Raw genomic sequence first — 19,247 nt, forward strand, 5'->3', positions numbered from 1 at the left:
CCATTTACGCCTTTTATCCCCCCAGCGCAATCCGCTATTAGGGTGAGGAGCGCGCGTTGTCATTAGTAACCTAACTGTCTATACTCGGCCACCGACCGCCAAGGGCTTTTGGGCTTGCTTTCATTGGGGGTCGCACTCCCTGGGTGGTGCTTACCTGACCAGTGCACTCCCCGACAACTTTGCCCTGATTGTTAGGGGCTCTTAAGTGTGAAAAAAGCCGTGAATAGCCAACGACCTGTAAACCTAGACCTAAGGACCATCAAACTCCCCATCACCGGCGTTACGTCGTTCCTGCACCGTGTTTCCGGCATCATCCTGTTCCTGGGCCTGGGCATCATGCTGTATGCATTGAGCAAATCCCTGGGTTCCGAGGAAGGTTTTGCCGAGGTGAAGGCATACTTGACCAGCCCGCTGGCCAAGTTCGTAGCATGGGGCCTCCTGTCCGCTCTGCTGTATCACCTGGTAGCCGGCGTGCGCCACTTGATCATGGACATGGGCATCGGTGAGACGCTGGAAGGCGGCAAGCTGGGCTCGAAAATCATCATCGCCATTTCCGTGGTGCTGATCGTTCTGGCAGGAGTTTGGATATGGTAACCAGCGTTACGAATCTGTCGCGTTCGGGCCTCTATGACTGGATGGCACAGCGTGTGTCTGCGGTCGTTCTCGCGGCTTATTTCATTTTCCTGATCGGATACCTCGTCGCAAATCCGGGCATCGGCTTTGAGCAATGGCACGGCCTGTTCGCCCACAATGCGATGCGAATCTTCAGCCTGCTGGCCCTTGTAGCCCTGGGCGCTCACGCCTGGGTCGGCATGTGGACCATCGCGACCGACTACCTGACGCCAATGGCGCTGGGCAAGTCCGCGACCGCAGTCCGTTTCCTCTTCCAGGCAGTATGCGGCATCGCGATGTTCGCTTACTTCGTCTGGGGTGTGCAGATTCTTTGGGGTATCTGATTCATGGCTAACATTCCAACTATTTCATTCGACGCCATCATTATTGGTGGCGGCGGGGCTGGCATGCGCGCTGCGCTGCAGCTGGCCCAGGGCGGTCACAAGACTGCCGTGATCACCAAGGTGTTCCCGACCCGTTCCCACACCGTATCGGCCCAGGGTGGCATCACCTGCGCCATCGCCTCCGCCGACCCGAACGATGACTGGCGCTGGCACATGTACGATACCGTCAAGGGTTCCGACTACATCGGTGACCAGGACGCTATCGAATACATGTGTCAGGAAGGCCCGGCCGCGGTGTTCGAGCTGGATCACATGGGTCTGCCGTTCTCCCGTACCGAGCAAGGTCGCATCTACCAGCGTCCATTCGGCGGCCAGTCGAAGGATTACGGTAAAGGCGGGCAGGCTGCCCGTACTTGCGCCGCATCCGACCGTACCGGCCACGCGCTGCTGCACACGCTTTACCAGGGCAACCTGAAAGCCGGCACCACGTTCCTCAACGAGTACTACGCTGTCGATCTGGTGAAGAACGGCAAGGGCGAGTTCGTCGGCGTGATCGCCATCTGCATCGAAACCGGTGAAACCACCTATATCCGCGCCAAGGCTACGGTGCTGGCGACGGGCGGTGCAGGCCGTATCTACGCGTCGACCACCAACGCCCTGATCAACACCGGCGACGGCGTTGGCATGGCGCTGCGTGCCGGCGTGCCAGTGCAAGACATCGAAATGTGGCAGTTCCACCCGACCGGCATCGCCGGCGCCGGTGTACTGGTTACAGAAGGTTGCCGTGGTGAAGGTGGTTACCTGATCAACAAGCACGGCGAGCGTTTCATGGAGCGTTATGCCCCGAACGCCAAAGACTTGGCCGGTCGCGACGTGGTTGCCCGTTCGATGGTCAAGGAAATCATCGCCGGCAACGGCTGTGGCCCGAACGGCGACCACGTACTGCTCAAGCTCGATCACCTGGGCGAAGAAGTGCTGCACAGCCGTCTGCCCGGCATCTGCGAGCTGTCCAAGACCTTCGCCCACGTTGACCCGGTGGTTGCTCCGGTTCCGGTTGTTCCGACTTGCCACTACATGATGGGCGGCGTGCCGACCAACATTCACGGCCAGGCGATCACCCAGAACGCCGAAGGCGTCGACGAGATCATCCACGGTCTGTTCGCCGTTGGCGAAGTGGCCTGCGTATCGGTACACGGCGCCAACCGCCTGGGCGGCAACTCGCTGCTCGACCTGGTGGTGTTCGGCCGCGCTGCCGGCCTGCACCTGGAGAAGGCACTGACCGACGGCATCGAATACGATGATGCGACCGACGCCAACATCGAAACCGCCCTGGCGCGCCTGAACGCTCTTAACGAGCGCACGGATGGCGAAGACGTGGCAACCCTGCGTCGCGAGCTGCAAAGCTGCATGCAGAACTACTTCGGTGTGTTCCGTACCGGCGAATACATGCAAAAGGGTATCGCCCAGCTGGCCGATCTGCGCACGCGCATCGCCAATGTCAAGATCAACGATAAGAGCCAGGCGTTCAACACCGCTCGTATCGAAGCCCTTGAGCTGCAAAACCTGCTGGAAGTGGCTGAAGCGACGGCGATCGCCGCCGAGGTTCGTAAAGAATCCCGTGGTGCCCACGCGCGTGAAGACTTTGAAGATCGCGACGACGAGAACTGGTTGTGCCACACCCTGTACTTCCCGGGTGACAAGCGCGTGACCAAGCGTGCCGTGAATTTCTCGCCGAAGACGGTTCCGACGTTTGAACCGAAGATTCGGACTTACTAAGGGTGGCTGCCATGTTGAAAGTCAGTGTTTATCGCTACAACCCTGATCAGGACGCTGCGCCGTTCATGCAGGAGTTCCAGGTCGATACCGGTGGTAAAGACCTGATGGTGCTGGATGTATTGGCACTGATCAAAGAGCAGGACGAAGGTTTCTCCTATCGTCGCTCTTGCCGTGAAGGTGTGTGCGGTTCCGACGGCATGAACATCAACGGCAAGAACGGCCTGGCGTGCATCACGCCGCTGTCCGCCGTGGTCAAGGGTAACAAGCTGATCGTTCGTCCTCTGCCAGGTTTGCCGGTTATCCGTGACCTGGTCGTCGATATGAGCATCTTCTACAAGCAATACGAGAAGGTTAAGCCGTTCCTGCAGAACGACACGCCGGCTCCGGCCATCGAGCGTCTGCAATCCCCGGAAGAGCGCGAGAAGCTCGACGGGCTGTACGAGTGCATCCTGTGCGCTTGCTGCTCGACCTCTTGCCCGTCCTTCTGGTGGAACCCGGACAAGTTCCTGGGCCCGGCTGCCCTGCTGCAAGCGTACCGCTTCCTGGCAGACAGCCGTGACACCAAGACGTCCGAGCGTCTGGCTTCGCTGGATGACCCGTTCAGCGTATTCCGCTGCCGCGGGATCATGAACTGCGTCAACGTATGTCCCAAAGGCCTGAACCCGACTAAGGCCATTGGTCACATCCGTAACATGCTGTTGCAGAGCGGCGTGTAACCGGCGTTGTAGTAAAGGCAGGACCGTTGTGCCCGTAAATGCTGCGGCGCAGGCTTCAACCGGCGTCGTAGTTTTAACTTGAGCAGCGACTTACAAAGCCGCGGCTCTTATTTTGAAGAAATGAGACAAGCAGGGGCATTCGGGTTGGTACCCGAACTATCAGCGTGATCCTAAGTGGCTTGTTTTGGTCGCTGCACTTGGCCTTTTGCAAGCAAACTCGGTGTTTTCGCCGGTGGTGTCCCCAAATCGAGGGTGACCAAGCATGCAAGAAAGCGTGATGCAGCGCATGTGGAACAGCGGCTATCTTTCAGGTGGTAACGCTGCCTATGTGGAAGAGCTTTATGAGCTCTACCTGCACGACCCTAACGCTGTGCCAGAAGAATGGCGCACCAAATTTCAGACGTTGTCTTCAGACGGCAACGCTGCCACCGATGTATCGCACGCAACGATTCGCGATCAGTTTGTGCTGCTGGCAAAGAACCAGCGCCGCGCCCAACCGGTTTCCGCCGGCAGCGTGAGCAGTGAGCACGAGAAGAAGCAAGTTGAAGTACTGCGACTGATCCAGGCCTACCGGATGCGTGGCCACCAGGCGGCCCAGCTTGACCCGCTGGGGCTCTGGCAGCGTCCTGCACCGGCTGACCTGTCGATCAATCATTACGGCTTGACCAATGCCGATCTTGATACGACCTTCCGTGCCGGCGACCTGTTCATCGGCAAAGAGGAAGCGAGCCTACGCGAAATTCACGAAGCGTTGCAGCAGACATATTGCCGCACCATTGGCGCTGAGTTCACGCACATCACCGATTCCGAGCAGCGCCAGTGGTTCCAGCATCGCCTGGAAGGCGTGCGTGGTCGTCCGGTGCTGTCTGCCGACGTGCGCAGCCACCTGCTTGAGCGCGTCACCGCGGCCGAAGGCCTGGAAAAATACCTGGGTACCAAATACCCGGGCACCAAGCGTTTCGGCCTGGAAGGCGGCGAAAGCCTGATCCCGATGCTTGACGAGATGATCCAGCGTTCCGGTTCCTACGGCACCAAGGAAGTCGTGATCGGCATGGCCCACCGCGGTCGCCTGAACGTGTTGGTCAACACCTTCGGCAAGAACCCGCGTGATCTGTTCGACGAGTTCGAAGGCAAGAAGAAGGTCGAGCTGGGCTCCGGTGACGTTAAATACCACCAGGGTTTCTCGTCCAACGTGATGACCACCGGCGGTGAAGTTCACCTGGCCATGGCTTTCAACCCCTCCCACCTGGAAATCGTTTCTCCGGTGGTCGAGGGTTCGGTCCGTGCTCGTCAGGATCGTCGCAATGACACCACCGGTGAAAAGGTCCTGCCGATTTCCATCCACGGTGACGCGGCATTCGCCGGTCAAGGCGTGGTCCTGGAAACCTTCCAGATGTCGCAGACCCGCGGCTTCAAGACTGGCGGTACCGTTCACATCGTGATCAACAACCAGGTTGGCTTCACCATCAGCAACCCGCTGGACGCGCGTTCCACCGAGTACGCCACCGACGTTGCCAAGATGATCCAGGCGCCGATCCTCCATGTGAATGGTGATGATCCGGAAGCCGTGCTGTTCGTGACCCAACTGGCTATCGACTACCGCATGCAGTTCAAGCGTGACGTGGTGATCGACCTGGTCTGCTACCGCCGTCGCGGTCACAACGAAGCCGACGAACCCAGCGGCACCCAGCCGCTGATGTACCAGCAGATCACCAAGCAGCGCACCACCCGTGAGCTGTATGCCGAAAGCCTGACCAAGGCCGGTATTGTTGATGAAGCGCGTGTTCAGGCCAAGATCGATGAATACCGCAACGCGCTGGACAATGGCCTGCATGTTGTAAAAAGCCTGGTTAAAGAGCCGAACAAAGAGCTGTTCGTCGACTGGCGTCCGTACCTGGGCCATGCCTGGACTGCGCGTCACGATACGACCTTCGATCTGAAGACCTTGCAGGAATTGTCCGCCAAGCTGCTGGAAATTCCGGAAGGCTTCGTGGTTCAGCGCCAGGTCTCGAAGATCTACGAAGATCGTCAGAAGATGCAAGCCGGCGGCCTGCCGATCAACTGGGGTTACGCCGAAACCATGGCGTACGCGACCCTGGCGTTCGAAGGTCACCCGATCCGCATGACCGGCCAGGACATTGGCCGCGGTACGTTCTCGCACCGCCATGCCGTGCTGCACAACCAGAAAGACGCGGGCACCTACATCCCGTTGCAGAACCTGTACGCAGGCCAACCGCGTTTCGACCTGTACGATTCGTTCCTGTCCGAAGAAGCCGTGCTGGCGTTCGAATACGGTTACTCGACCACCACGCCTCAGGCGCTGGTGATCTGGGAGGCCCAGTTCGGCGACTTCGCCAACGGTGCCCAGGTGGTGATCGACCAGTTCATCACCAGCGGCGAGCACAAGTGGGGTCGCCTGTGCGGTCTGACCATGCTGTTGCCACACGGTTATGAAGGCCAGGGTCCCGAGCACTCCTCGGCCCGTCTGGAGCGATACCTGCAGCTGTGCGCCGAGCACAACATCCAGGTGTGCGTGCCGACGACCCCGGCGCAGATCTACCACTTGCTGCGTCGCCAGGTGATCCGCCCGCTGCGCAAGCCGCTGGTCGTGCTGACGCCGAAATCGCTGCTGCGGCATAAACTGGCGGTCTCGACTCTGGAAGATCTGGCGGATGGTTCGTTCCAGACCGTTATTTCAGAAATCGACACGCTGGAAGCGGCCAAGGTGACTCGCCTGGTCCTGTGCAGCGGCAAGGTCTACTACGACTTGCTGGAAAAACGCCGTGCCGAAGGCCGCGAAGACATCGCCATCGTGCGTATCGAGCAGCTTTACCCGTTCCCGGAAGACGACCTGATGGAGGCCATCGCGCCTTACACCAACCTCACTCACGTGGTGTGGTGCCAGGAAGAACCGATGAACCAGGGCGCGTGGTACAGCAGCCAGCATCACTTGCGTCGCAGCATCGGCAATCACAACAAGGCCCTGGGCCTGGAGTACGCCGGTCGTGACGCTTCTGCTGCACCTGCGTGTGGTTATGCGTCGATGCACGCCGAACAGCAGGAAAAACTGCTGCAAGATGCTTTCACTGTTTAACGCCTTCGCGCTGACTGAAACCGAATTTTAAGGACCCACAGATAATGGCTATCGAAATCAAAGCCCCGTCATTCCCGGAATCGGTTGCCGATGGCACCGTTGCCACCTGGCACAAGAAACCAGGCGAGGCCGTCAAGCGTGACGACCTGATCGTCGACATCGAGACCGACAAGGTCGTGCTGGAAGTATTGGCCGAAGCTGACGGCGTGCTGGGCGCAATTGTTGCCGAAGAGGGCGCTACCGTTCTGTCGAACCAGGTCCTGGGCTCGATCGAAGAGGGCAGCGCCGCTGCGCCTGCCGCCGCCGCACCGGCTGCCGCTTCGGCTCCAGCTGCCGCTCCGGCCGCGGGTGGCGAAGATCCTATCGCAGCACCGGCTGCCCGTCAGCTGGCTGACGAGAACGGCATCAACCTGGCGTCCATCAAAGGCACCGGCAAAGATGGCCGCGTGACCAAGGAAGACGTGGTTGCCGCTGTTGAAGCCAAGAAAAACGCCCCGGCCGCCGCGCCTGCCAAGGCGGCTGCACCGGCTGCCGCTGCGCCTGTGTTCGCTGCCGGCGACCGCACCGAGAAGCGTGTGCCGATGACCCGCGTACGTGCCACCGTGGCCAAGCGTCTGGTTGAAGCACAGTCGAACATGGCGATGCTGACCACCTTCAACGAAGTCGACATGACCGAAGTGATGGCCCTGCGTTCGAAGTACAAGGACCTGTTCGAGAAGTCCCACAACGGCGTGCGCCTGGGCTTCATGTCCTTCTTCGTGAAAGCGGCTACCGAAGCGCTGAAGCGCTACCCGGCGGTCAACGCTTCCATCGATGGCACCGACATCGTTTACCATGGCTACGCAGATATCGGCGTTGCCGTGTCCAGCGACCGTGGCCTGGTGGTTCCGGTACTGCGTAATGCCGAACTGATGAGCCTGGCTGAAATCGAAGGCGGCATCGCCAACTTCGGCAAGAAAGCCCGTGACGGCAAACTGACCATCGATGAGATGACCGGTGGTACCTTCACCATCACCAACGGTGGTACCTTCGGGTCGATGATGTCGACCCCGATCGTCAACCCGCCACAAGCCGCTATCCTGGGCATGCACAACATCATCCAGCGTCCGATGGCGATCAATGGCCAAGTCGTGATCCGCCCGATGATGTACCTGGCACTGTCTTACGATCACCGCCTGATCGACGGTAAAGAAGCCGTGACGTTCCTGGTGACCATCAAGAATCTGCTGGAAGACCCGGCTCGTCTGCTGCTGGACATCTGATAAAGCAGCTTCAGGCTGCGAGCTGCAAGCTGTAAGGAAAATCAGCTTGGCTTGCAGCTTGACGCTTGAAGCTTGTCGCTGAATAGAGGATCTATTTTCATGACACAGAAATTTGACGTTGTAGTGATTGGTGCAGGCCCTGGCGGCTACGTTGCCGCCATCAAGGCCGCACAACTGGGCCTCTCGACTGCTTGCATCGAAAAATACACCGACAAGGAAGGCAAACTGGCGCTGGGCGGTACTTGCCTGAACGTTGGCTGCATTCCTTCCAAGGCGCTGCTGGACAGCTCCTGGAAATTCCACGAAGCTCAGGATGGTTTCGCGATCCACGGCATCAACCATGCCGGTGTGACCATGGACGTACCGGCAATGGTTGGCCGTAAAGCCAACATTGTAAAAGGCCTGACGTCCGGCGTTGCGACCTTGTTCAAGGCCAACGGCGTCACTTCCCTGCAAGGCCACGGCAAGCTGCTGGCCGGCAAGAAAGTTGAAATCACCAAGCCGGACGGTTCGGTAGAAATCATCGAAGCCGAAAACGTGATCCTGGCCCCAGGCTCGCGTCCGATCGACATTCCGCCTGCTCCGGTTGACCAGAACGTGATCGTCGATTCGACCGGCGCCCTGGAATTCCAGGCAGTGCCTAAGCGTCTGGGCGTGATCGGCGCCGGCGTGATCGGCCTGGAGCTGGGTTCGGTATGGTCCCGCCTGGGTTCCGAAGTGACTGTGCTGGAAGCCCTGGACACGTTCCTGCTGGCTGCCGACACCGCAGTATCCAAGGAAGCCTACAAGACCCTGACCAAACAAGGTCTGGACATCAAGCTGGGTGCCCGCGTTACCGGTTCCAAGGTCAACGGCGAAGAAGTGGTCGTGACCTACACCGACAAGGATGGCGAGCAGACCATCACGTTCGACAAGCTGATCGTGGCCGTGGGTCGCCGTCCGGTGACCACCGACCTGCTGGCCGCTGACAGTGGCGTGAACATCGACGAGCGGGGCTTCATCCACGTTGATGATCAATGCGCGACCACCGTACCGGGCGTGTACGCCATCGGCGACGTGGTTCGCGGCATGATGCTGGCGCACAAGGCGTCTGAAGAAGGCATCATGGTCGTCGAGCGCATCAAGGGCCATAAAACCCAGATGAACTACGACCTGATCCCATCGGTCATCTATACCCACCCGGAAATTGCATGGGTCGGCAAGAACGAACAGCAGTTGAAAGCTGAAGGCGTTGAAGTTAACGTCGGCACCTTCCCGTTTGCCGCTTCTGGCCGTGCCATGGCAGCCAACGACACCGGTGGTTTTGTCAAAGTCATCGCTGATGCCAAGACTGACCGCGTATTGGGCGTCCACGTGATTGGCCCAAGCGCTGCCGAACTGGTACAGCAAGGCGCGATCGGTATGGAATTCGGCACCAGTGCCGAGGACCTGGGCATGATGGTCTTCTCCCATCCGACCCTGTCCGAAGCGTTGCACGAAGCAGCGTTGGCCGTGAATGGCGGCGCCATCCACATCGCCAACCGCAAGAAGCGCTAAGCGAGATAATAAGAAACCACGGCGGAGTTGCCCGTCGTGAGCCTTGCGCGCAAGACTCACCGCGGAATATCCGCTGGACGCAGCCTTGCGCAGCTTTACGGGCCATAAGCCCCGCAAGTTGCGCAAGCAGCAGTCACAGGTGGTGCGGCACTCATAATGAGCGCAGCGCCGAATGCGCAGTACCTAACGAAGACGGTAAAAAGCATGAATCTTCACGAGTATCAGGGTAAGCAGCTGTTCGCTGAATACGGCCTGCCAGTTTCCAAGGGCTACGCAGTAGACACCCCGGAAGCAGCAGCAGAAGCTTGCGACAAAATCGGCGGCACCGAGTGGGTTGTCAAAGCCCAGGTTCACGCCGGTGGTCGCGGTAAAGCGGGCGGCGTCAAGCTGGTTCGCAGCAAAGAAGACGCCAAGGCCTTCGCACAGCAGTGGCTGGGCAAGCGTCTGGTGACTTACCAGACTGATGCCAATGGCCAGCCAGTCACCAAGATCCTGGTTGAATCGTGCACTGATATCGCTAAAGAGCTGTACCTGGGCGCTGTCGTTGACCGTTCGAGCCGTCGCATCGTGTTCATGGCTTCCACCGAAGGTGGCGTGGACATTGAAAAGATCGCCGAAGAAACCCCAGAAAAAATTCTGAAGGCCACCATCGATCCACTGGTTGGCGCTCAGCCATTCCAGGGTCGCGAGCTGGCTTTCCAGCTGGGCCTGGAAGGCAAGCAAGTTGCCCAGTTCGCCAAGATTTTTGTCGGTCTGGCCAACCTGTTCAAGGATCACGATCTGGCCCTGCTGGAAGTGAACCCGCTGGTGATCAAGGCTGACGGCGATCTGCATTGCCTGGACGCCAAGATCAACATCGACGCTAACGCCATGTACCGTCAGCCCAAGCTGAAGACTTTCCACGATCCGTCGCAAGACGATCCGCGCGAAGCGCACGCCGCCAAGTTCGAACTGAACTACGTGGCCCTGGAAGGCAACATCGGTTGCATGGTCAACGGTGCCGGCCTGGCCATGGGTACCATGGACATCGTCAACCTGCATGGCGGCAAGCCAGCCAACTTCCTCGACGTGGGCGGCGGTGCTACCAAGGAACGCGTTACCGAAGCGTTCAAGATCATCCTGTCCGACTCCAACGTCGCTGCAGTACTGGTCAACATCTTCGGCGGCATCGTTCGTTGCGACATGATTGCCGAAGGCATCATCGGTGCAGTGAAAGAAGTCGGCGTTAAAATCCCGGTGGTTGTTCGCCTTGAAGGCAACAACGCTGAGCTGGGCGCTAAAGTACTGGCAGAAAGCGGTTTGAACATCATCGCGGCTACCAGCCTGACCGACGCTGCTCAACAAGTTGTCAAAGCTGCGGAGGGCAAATAATGAGCGTCCTGATCAATAAAGACACCAAAGTTATCTGCCAGGGTATTACCGGTTCGCAAGGTAGTTTCCACACCCAGCAAGCCATCGAATACGGCACCAAGATGGTGGGTGGCGTTACTCCTGGTAAAGGCGGCACCGAGCACCTGGGCCTGCCAGTGTTCAACACCGTGAAAGAAGCAGTAGAAACCACTGGCGCTACCGCCAGCGTGATCTACGTTCCTGCTCCTTTCTGCAAGGACTCCATCCTGGAAGCGGCATTCGGCGGCATCAAGCTGATCGTCTGCATCACCGAAGGCATTCCTACCCTGGACATGCTGGACGCTAAAGTGAAGTGCGACGAGCTGGGGGTAGTCCTGATCGGCCCTAACTGCCCAGGCGTGATCACTCCAGGCGAATGCAAGATCGGCATCATGCCAGGTCACATTCACTTGCCAGGTAAAGTCGGTATCGTTTCCCGTTCCGGCACCCTGACCTACGAAGCTGTGAAGCAGACCACTGACGCCGGTTTCGGTCAGTCGACGTGCGTCGGCATCGGCGGTGACCCGATCCCGGGCTCCAACTTCATCGACATCCTGAAGTTGTTCCAGGAAGACCCGAAGACCGAAGCGATCGTGATGATCGGTGAGATCGGCGGTTCGGCTGAAGAAGAAGCGGCTGCCTACATCAAGGCACACGTGACCAAGCCGGTTGTTTCCTACATCGCTGGTGTGACTGCCCCTGCGGGCAAGCGCATGGGTCATGCGGGCGCAATCATCTCCGGTGGCAAGGGTACTGCAGACGAGAAGTTTGCTGCCCTGGAAGACGCAGGTGTTAAAACCGTGCGTTCGCTGGCAGACATCGGCAAGGCTTTGTCCGAGCTGACGGGCTGGGCTGTCAAGTAAGCTTCGCGCTTAGCTGACGCTTCATCCACACAAAGGCCACCTTCGGGTGGCCTTTGTGCATTCTGGATATTTACATTCTTTGAACTGAACTCGGTCCAGTGTGGGAGCTGGCTTGCCTGCGATCCAGACACCTCGGTGTATCAGGAAAACCGTGTCGATGCATTCGCAGGCAAGCCAGCTCTCACAGAGGCCTGTAATGCCAAATTAAGTATGAAAACGCGACATGAAAGTGTCGCTTATCGGACAGCCCGCCCCGCAACAGTGCGTTTGTCAGCCTGATTCTGTAACCTAGCCGCCTCTTTATGCGTCCGCCTCCCAAAAGGAAGCCGCGCGCTGGACCCGTCGGCTCCCATAAGGGCCGGCAGTATTTCCCTCATTCATAGGGAATCCCCCTCTAAATTCCGATTCAGTAGTGTGGTATTTCCTCAAATGAAAGTGTTGAAAAGCCAGGATATCCTGGCGCTTGGCTTCATGACGTTTGCCCTGTTCGTGGGCGCTGGCAACATCATCTTTCCGCCTATCGTTGGCTTGCAGTCCGGGCCGCACGTCTGGATGGCGGCGCTGGGCTTCCTGATCACCGCCGTGGGTTTGCCGGTGGTTACTGTGATTGCCCTGGCCAAGGTCGGTGGCGGCATGGACGCGTTGAGCAGCCCGATCGGCAAGATCGCCGGTGGCCTGCTGGCGGCGGCGGCGTACCTGGCCGTAGGGCCGCTGTTCGCCACCCCGCGTACCGCGACGGTATCCTTTGAAGTGGGCCTGGCGCCGCTGACCGGCGAAAGCCCGCTGGCGCTGTTTCTCTACAGCTCGGTGTACTTCCTGGTGGTGTTTTTTGTTTCCCTGTACCCCGGTCGGCTGCTGGACACCGTAGGTCGCTTCCTTGCGCCGCTGAAGATCATCGCCCTGGCCATCCTCGGTATCGCCGCGTTCGCTTTGCCGGTTGGCGACGTGGGGGTCGCCACCCCGGAATACGTAGCTGCGCCGTTTTCCCAGGGCTTCATCAATGGCTACCTGACCATGGATACCCTGGGCGCCCTGGTGTTCGGCATCGTGATCGTCAACGCCATTCGTTCCCGTGGTGTCGAGTCGCCGAAGCTGATTACCCGCTACGCCATCATTGCCGGCCTGATCGCCGGCGTGGGCCTGGCCCTGGTGTACATCAGCCTGTTCCGCCTGGGCTCGGGCAGCCATGAAGTCGCCGCCGGTGCCGCCAATGGCGCCGCGGTATTGCACGCCTATGTGCAACATACCTTCGGCTCCCTGGGCAGCGGCTTCCTGGCCGTGCTGATCTCCCTGGCCTGCCTGGTCACCGCCGTGGGCCTCACCTGCGCCTGCGCCGAGTATTTCAGCCGAGTCCTGCCGCTGTCCTACAAGACCCTGGTGGTAATCCTCGCGTTGTTCTCGCTGTTCGTGTCGAACCTGGGCCTGACCAAATTGATTGCCTTCTCGATCCCGGTACTGACCGCGATCTACCCGCCCTGCATCGTGCTGGTGGCGCTGAGCTTCTGCAAAGACTTCTGGCATGAGCAGGGCCGCATTGTGGGGCCTGTGATGCTGGTGTCGTTCATCTTTGGCTGCATCGACGCGCTCAAGGGCGCGGGTTTGGCCGGCTGGATGCCATCGCAGTTGGCGAATCTGCCGTTGAGCGAGCAGGGCCTAGCGTGGCTGGTGCCATCGGTGATGGTGTTGGTCGTGGCGGTGGTGGTTGACCGTATACTCGGCAAGCGTAGCGAAGCGATCGCATAACCCATGTTCGCGCAGTACTGAAATGCCCCGTATCAATCGATACGGGGCATTTTTTATGTGTGTATGGCTTACAAGCTCTAAAGTGTGGAACACGGTCAATGTGGGAGCGGGCTTGCCTGCGATAGCGGTGGATCAGTCAGCTCATCAGGTGCTGACCCACCGTCTTCGCAGGCAAGCCAGCTCCCACCTTTTGTACCGCGTTTGCTCCAATTTACCTGCATGAGGACCCGCATGTCGTTCATCGAAGCCAATCAGATCCACCTGCTCGCCGCGCTCTGGTTCGTTCTGTGCTGGGGCGGCTACACCCGCTACGCCATTTGGAAAGCCCGCGACACGGCCTGCCTGGCCAGCGTGCTGCATCTGTACCGTGAAGACTGGATGCGCCGCATGCTCCTGCGCGACAATCGCATCGCCGATGCCAGCGTGATCGGTAACCTGGAGCGCAACGCGTCATTCTTTGCCTCCAGCACCCTGATCATCCTGGCCGGCATTCTCACCGTGCTCGGCGCTTCGGAGCGCGCGGTGTCGCTGTTGGCGGACATCCCCTTGGTGCAGCAGGCCTCCCAGGGCATGTCTGAAATCAAGCTGCTGTGCCTGGCACTGGTATTCGTCTATGCGTTCTTCACGTTCAGCTGGTGCATGCGTCAGTACAACTTCGCAGCGGTGCTGGTCGGCTCGGCACCGATGGTCGGTGAGCGCCACGTGTCGGAGCAGGAGCGCAACGCGTTTGCCCTGCGCGCGGCGCGGGTGATTTCCATGGCCGCCAACCAGTTCAACTTTGGCCTGCGCGCTTATTACTTCGGCATGACCATGCTGGCGTGGTTTGTCAGCCCCTGGTTGTTCATGTTGATGAGCAGTGGGGTCGTGTTGGTGCTGTATCGCCGGGAGTTTCATTCCGACGTTCTGCAAGTGATGGTGTATACCCAGACGGATTCACCGCCGGCCGAAGCTGTTAAAGACGCGGCCTGATTAACCTGACAAATAAAAACCCAGACAAAGTAAAGCCCGCTATGTAAGCGGGCTTTCTTTTTGCAGCTAAGCTATTTCAAGCCGCGGTCTTAAGAACCGGTGGCAGGGGTAGCAGGTGCTGCTTCTTTTGCGGCGGCTTCGTTCGATTCAGCCTGAGCTTTGGCAGCATCGGCGTTTTCTTTCGCAGCGTCGTTCACTTTATCCTGAGCCTTCGCCATATCTTTCTGAGCTTGCTCGGAATGCGAGGCAGCGTCTTGGGCTTTGTCTTCGGATTTCTTATCGCAGGCAGCGAGGCCGAGGGCAGCGGCCAACATCATGGAAATAGCTAAAGTCTTGCGCATGGGTGTTTCTCCTTATTGAAGATATCTACTGGCCTTTCGAGCATGGCCGTTCGGTATTAGTTCCTTCTGGCGTTCAGATATATAAACCACCCGTGCCAAGGAACTTCACCTGCACGTCTCTACTCCTCGATCAACACACAATAAGAGTCTGGATCGAATGACCGAAAATCCTCTGTTAGAGCGCGCGACGCGCTTTGTATCCGCCTTGCGCCATTGTCAGGTCCTGGGTATCCGCGCTTACGAGGCGACCGAAGAGGGCATGACGCTGGTCATGCCCTATGCACCGCATCTGGTGGGCAATCCCCGCTCCGGCGTGATCCACGGCGGCGCGCTGACTTCGCTGATGGACACCGCCTGCGGCATGGCGACCCTGTGCGTCTTGCCGGAATTCGAGGTGTGCCCGACCCTCGATTTACGCATCGACTATATGCATCCCCCCGCGCCACACCAGCCTGTATATGGCTTTGCCCAGTGCTACCGGGTGACCACCGATGTGATCTTCACGCGTGGCTTCGCCTACCAGGCTGACCCGCAACAACCCATTGCCCAAGTGGTGGGCACGTTCATGCGCATGGGCAAGCACCTCAAGGGCACACAAGGCCTGGGCAGCACGCTTAAGGGAGATCAGGCATGACGCACCGATTTAAGACCCGATTGGAACAGGCCCATGAGCGCGGCGATTACGAGGCGCTGCTCAGCCTGATCCCTTACGCCAAGCTGATCGGCATCGAATGCACACGGCTCGGCGACGAATTGCTGTTTCGGCTGCCAGCCAACAAGGACAATATTGGTAACCCTATATTGCCGGCGCTGCACGGAGGGGTGATCGCAGGCTTCATGGAATTGTCAGCGGCGCTGCACTTGCTGGTATTTACCGGTGCGCCGGGGATCCCGAAAATCATCGATTTTTCCCTGGATTACCTGCGCGCAGGGCAGTTTCGCGATACTTACGCCAAATGCCAGGTATGGCGCCAAGGCAGGCGGGTGGCAAACGTGGCCATTACCGCCTGGCAAAGCACGGCGGCCGAGCCCATCGCTACCGCTCGCGCGCATTTCAAAATCGAGGAAGCGAGCCGCCCTTGAAATCCTGGTCTTAGCCCCCAACTTTGATGACAACCCGCCGCCAACCCTCAAGGGCGCGGCCACTGCCATCCAATTGGAGTTTGATGACCATGAGTGTGGAAACTCAAAAGGAAACCCTGGGCTTCCAGACCGAGGTGAAGCAACTGCTGCACCTCATGATCCATTCGCTGTATTCCAACAAGGAAATTTTCCTTCGCGAATTGATCTCGAACGCCTCTGACGCTGTCGACAAATTACGTTTCGAAGCCCTGTCCAAGCCTGAGTGGCTGGAAGGTGGCGCTGAACTGAAAATCCGTGTGAGCTTCGACAAAGACGCCAAGACCGTCACGATCGAAGACAACGGCATCGGCATGAGCCGCGAAGACGCGATTACCCATTTGGGCACGATCGCCAAATCCGGCACCGCTGATTTCATGAAGAACCTCACCGGCGATCAGAAGAAGGATTCGCACCTGATCGGCCAATTCGGCGTGGGCTTCTATTCGGCCTTTATCGTCGCCGACCAGGTCGAAGTGTTTACCCGTCGTGCCGGCCTTGACGCCAGCGAAGGCGTGCACTGGGCCTCCAAGGGCGAGGGTGAGTTCGAAATCGCCACGGTCGACAAGGCTGAACGTGGTACCCGCATCGTGCTGCACCTCAAAGATGCTGAAGACGAATTCGCCGATGGCTGGCGTCTGCGCAACATCATCAAGAAGTACTCCGACCACATCGCGTTGCCGATCGAGCTGCCGAAAGAACAAGCGGCCGCCGAAGGCGAAGAGGCGCCCGCCCAGGAATGGGAAGTGGTCAACCGCGCCAGCGCCCTGTGGACCCGTCCGCGTACCGAGATCAAGGACGAGGAATACCAGGAGTTCTACAAGCACATCGGTCATGATTACGAAAACCCGCTGAGCTGGAGCCACAACAAGGTTGAGGGCAAGCTCGAATACAGCTCGCTGCTCTACGTACCGGCCCGTGCGCCATTCGACCTGTACCAGCGCGAAGCGCCCAAAGGCCTCAAGCTCTACGTGCAGCGCGTCTTCGTGATGGACCAGGCGGAATCCTTCCTGCCGTTGTACCTGCGCTTTATCAAAGGCGTGGTCGACTCCAACGACCTGTCGCTGAACGTGTCGCGGGAGATCCTGCAGAAAGACCCGATCATCGACTCCATGAAGTCGGCGCTGACCAAGCGCGTGCTCGACATGCTGGAAAAGTTGGCGAAGAACGAGCCCGAGCAATACAAAGGCTTCTGGAAAAACTTCGGCCAGGTCATGAAAGAAGGCCCGGCGGAAGATTTTGCCAACAAGGAAAAAATCGCCGGCCTGCTGCGCTTTGCCTCGACTCAAGGCGACGACGGCGAGCAGGTGGTGTCCCTGGCCGAGTACCTGGCGCGTGCCAAGGAAGGTCAGGACAAGATCTACTACCTGACCGGCGAAACCTATGCCCAGGTCAAGAACAGCCCGCACTTGGAGGTCTTCCGCAAGAAAGGCATCGAAGTGCTGCTGCTGACCGACCGTATCGATGAGTGGCTGATGAGCTACCTCACCGAGTTCGATGGCAAGTCCTTTGTCGACGTGGCTCGTGGTGACCTGGACCTGGGTAACCTGGACTCCGAGGAAGAGAAGAAAGAAGCCGAAGAAGTCGCCAAGTCCAAAGAAGGCCTGGTTGAGCGAATCAAGGCGTCCTTGGGCGACGCGGTCAGCGAAGTGCGGGTTTCCCACCGCCTGACCGATTCCCCGGCAATCTTGGCCATCGGCGAACAGGACCTGGGCATGCAGATGCGCCAGATCCTCGAAGCCAGCGGTCAGAAGGTGCCGGATTCCAAGCCGATCTTCGAATTCAACCCGGCTCACCCGCTGATCGAGAAACTCGACGGCGAGCAGAGCGAAGAGCGCTTTGGCGACTTGTCCCACATCCTCTTCGACCAGGCGGCACTTGCTGCAGGCGACAGCCTCAAGGACCCGGCCGCTTATGTGCGCCGACTGAACAAGCTGCTGGTTGAACTGTCGGTTTAACACCGTTGTAGGAAAAACCCGCTTCGCAGACTGTGTGAAAACACGCTGAAGGCGGCCTAAGCAAACGCCCCGACTTGTTCGGGGCGTTTGCTTTTGTGCAGGTAACAGGCGAAAAAAGGCTTTTCAGCCCATCAACTCCATCATTCGACGTACACCCAGCACATTGATCGCTCTTTTGAGGTTGTAGGCGCTCACTGCCAAGGCCATTTCCGCTCTTGCCCCCTCGCACTGTCGCAGCAGGAAGCGGCCGTTTCCAAACAGCCATTGCTTAAGGTTGCCGAAGGGGTGCTCAACGATTGACCTTCGGCTCACCATCATTTCGGGATTTGCCTGCATGCGCTGCTCCATTTATTCAGCTGTTTGAGCGTCAGCAGTTTGCCAGCAGGGCATCGGTACTGATCCTGCTGCGCATCGTAAGTAAAATCTTCTCGCTCGAAGAGTTCCTTCTCCTTGCTACGGGGGTTAACTGCTCGGTTGGGCGATACATACGCCGTAATGCCCGCCTCTTCACACGCCTGGAACTGCTTGCCATTGGAGTAGCCCGCATCGGCGGTCACGCTCAGTTCGCTCTGCTGCAACTGTTCTTTGGCAGCCTTGGCCATGGGCTCAAGTTGCTGCGTATCGTTGCCGTCTTGTGTCACGTCGTGATGCAGGATCAAGCAGTGTTCAGCGTCCACGGCGGTTTGTACGTTATAAGCCACCCGCGGGCCTTTGGGCGTGCGCATCATTCGGGCATCGCTTTCGCCGGTGTTGAACTGCTCGATCCCCATCGACTTCATCAGCGCCTGGCAGGTCAGGTTGTTCAGTTGCCGGGCTTCAAGTTGCTCCAGCGCTGTCTTGATGGCGCTACGGTCAATGGTTTCACCCGCTTCGGCTTTATCGGCCTCATCCAGTTCGGCCAGATATTGGACGATGCGCTTATCCAGCTTTTCCTGCTGGCGCTTAAGCTGTTTCACGTTCAGATGGCGCCGCGAAGAGGCTACCGCCTGAAATTTACTGCCATCAATGGCAACCAGGTCGCCAGTAATCAAACCGACCGTACGGCAGAACTGAACGAAGACCCGACACGTTGCACTGAACGCTTGTTTGTTGTCCTTGCGAAAGTCGGCAATGGTCTTGAAATCGGGTTTGAGGCGGTTGAGTAACCACATGACTTCGATGTTGCGCTGGCACTCGGCTTCGAGACGACGAGAGGAGCGGATACGCTGGAAATAGCCGTACAGATAGAGCTTGAGCTGATCTGCCGGATCGTAAGAGGGGCGGCCTGTGCTTTTGGGTACCGCCTTGTCGAACCCCAAGCGTATGAGATCGAGCTTGGCAACGAAGGCATCAATCACGCAAACGAGGTGATCCTCAGGGATTAAATCTTCCAGCGAAACCGGAAAAAGGCTGGTCTGATCGCGCGCTTGACCCTGGATGTAAGCCATAACAAAAATGCCCCGTATCTTTCGATACGGGGCATTCTCTTAAACCGCGACGCAGATTGCCAGGTTTTCACACAGTCTGCTCGGGGCGTTTTTTCGTT

Annotated in this window: 15 protein-coding genes and 1 pseudogene; 14 read left to right on the top strand and 2 right to left on the bottom strand. The window is 58.6% G+C overall.

Going from position 1 to position 19,247, the window contains the following annotated elements; all coding sequences use genetic code 11:
* Nucleotides 1-207 precede the first annotated feature (207 nt).
* The 11 genes from sdhC (at nt 208) to KVG91_RS18880 (ending at nt 14,304) form a co-directional block, all read left to right on the top strand.
* Entirely contained in the window at nt 208-594 is a 387-nt protein-coding gene (gene sdhC, locus KVG91_RS18830) for a succinate dehydrogenase, cytochrome b556 subunit (protein WP_217894922.1), read from the top strand.
* Nucleotides 588-956 (top strand): succinate dehydrogenase, hydrophobic membrane anchor protein, encoded by a 369-nt coding sequence (gene sdhD / locus KVG91_RS18835; protein ID WP_065884231.1) that lies wholly within the window; start codon nt 588-590, stop codon nt 954-956. Before sdhC ends, sdhD begins: the two co-directional genes overlap by 7 nt.
* 3 nt (nt 957-959) lie before the next feature.
* Nucleotides 960-2,732, top strand: a complete 1,773-nt coding sequence (gene sdhA / locus KVG91_RS18840) for a succinate dehydrogenase flavoprotein subunit (RefSeq protein WP_076950480.1) — start codon at nt 960-962, stop codon at nt 2,730-2,732.
* Nucleotides 2,733-2,743: 11 nt separating this feature from the next.
* Complete coding sequence (locus KVG91_RS18845; protein WP_003172807.1) at nt 2,744-3,448, top strand: succinate dehydrogenase iron-sulfur subunit; 705 nt, start codon at nt 2,744-2,746, stop codon at nt 3,446-3,448.
* Between the two features lie 262 nt (nt 3,449-3,710).
* Nucleotides 3,711-6,542, top strand: a complete 2,832-nt coding sequence (locus KVG91_RS18850) for a 2-oxoglutarate dehydrogenase E1 component (protein ID WP_169378117.1) — start codon at nt 3,711-3,713, stop codon at nt 6,540-6,542.
* Nucleotides 6,543-6,586: 44 nt separating this feature from the next.
* A complete protein-coding gene (gene odhB / locus KVG91_RS18855) occupies nt 6,587-7,804 on the top strand; it encodes a 2-oxoglutarate dehydrogenase complex dihydrolipoyllysine-residue succinyltransferase (protein WP_169378116.1) in 1,218 nt (405 codons plus the stop codon).
* 99 nt (nt 7,805-7,903) lie between these two features.
* Entirely contained in the window at nt 7,904-9,340 is a 1,437-nt protein-coding gene (gene lpdA, locus KVG91_RS18860) for a dihydrolipoyl dehydrogenase (protein WP_169378115.1), read from the top strand.
* Between the two features lie 204 nt (nt 9,341-9,544).
* The gene (gene sucC, locus KVG91_RS18865) at nt 9,545-10,711 is read left to right on the top strand and encodes an ADP-forming succinate--CoA ligase subunit beta (RefSeq protein ID WP_169378114.1); all 1,167 of its coding nucleotides are present in this window, start codon (nt 9,545-9,547) and stop codon (nt 10,709-10,711) included.
* The gene (gene sucD / locus KVG91_RS18870; RefSeq protein ID WP_048729999.1) at nt 10,711-11,592 is read left to right on the top strand and encodes a succinate--CoA ligase subunit alpha; all 882 of its coding nucleotides are present in this window, start codon (nt 10,711-10,713) and stop codon (nt 11,590-11,592) included. The genes sucC and sucD overlap by 1 nt, the downstream gene beginning before the upstream one ends.
* 429 nt (nt 11,593-12,021) lie before the next feature.
* A complete protein-coding gene (gene brnQ / locus KVG91_RS18875; RefSeq protein ID WP_169378113.1) occupies nt 12,022-13,335 on the top strand; it encodes a branched-chain amino acid transport system II carrier protein in 1,314 nt (437 codons plus the stop codon).
* Nucleotides 13,336-13,566: 231 nt separating this feature from the next.
* The gene (locus KVG91_RS18880; RefSeq protein WP_169378112.1) at nt 13,567-14,304 is read left to right on the top strand and encodes a DUF599 domain-containing protein; all 738 of its coding nucleotides are present in this window, start codon (nt 13,567-13,569) and stop codon (nt 14,302-14,304) included.
* Between the two features lie 89 nt (nt 14,305-14,393).
* Here KVG91_RS18880 and KVG91_RS18885 read toward each other — a convergent pair whose 3' ends face one another.
* Nucleotides 14,394-14,645 carry a hypothetical protein gene (locus tag KVG91_RS18885; RefSeq protein ID WP_076950486.1) on the bottom strand — a complete coding sequence of 84 codons (252 nt, stop codon included), beginning with the start codon at nt 14,643-14,645 and terminating at the stop codon, nt 14,394-14,396.
* 157 nt (nt 14,646-14,802) lie between these two features.
* Here KVG91_RS18885 and KVG91_RS18890 point away from each other — a divergent pair, with 157 nt between their 5' ends.
* From KVG91_RS18890 to htpG, 3 genes are all read left to right on the top strand, one after another.
* Nucleotides 14,803-15,279, top strand: coding sequence for a PaaI family thioesterase (locus KVG91_RS18890; RefSeq protein WP_169378111.1), 477 nt, complete (start codon nt 14,803-14,805; stop codon nt 15,277-15,279).
* Nucleotides 15,276-15,728, top strand: a complete 453-nt coding sequence (locus KVG91_RS18895) for a PaaI family thioesterase (protein ID WP_076950488.1) — start codon at nt 15,276-15,278, stop codon at nt 15,726-15,728. The genes KVG91_RS18890 and KVG91_RS18895 overlap by 4 nt, the downstream gene beginning before the upstream one ends.
* An 89-nt stretch (nt 15,729-15,817) precedes the next feature.
* Nucleotides 15,818-17,722 (top strand): molecular chaperone HtpG, encoded by a 1,905-nt coding sequence (htpG, locus tag KVG91_RS18900; protein WP_169378110.1) that lies wholly within the window; start codon nt 15,818-15,820, stop codon nt 17,720-17,722.
* Nucleotides 17,723-17,845: 123 nt separating this feature from the next.
* Here htpG and KVG91_RS18905 read toward each other — a convergent pair.
* Nucleotides 17,846-19,149: pseudogene (locus tag KVG91_RS18905) on the bottom strand (IS1182 family transposase).
* Between the last annotated feature and the right edge of the window lie 98 nt (nt 19,150-19,247).

Origin of the sequence: Pseudomonas azadiae (assembly GCF_019145355.1) — a bacterium.
Lineage (GTDB): Bacteria > Pseudomonadota > Gammaproteobacteria > Pseudomonadales > Pseudomonadaceae > Aquipseudomonas > Aquipseudomonas azadiae.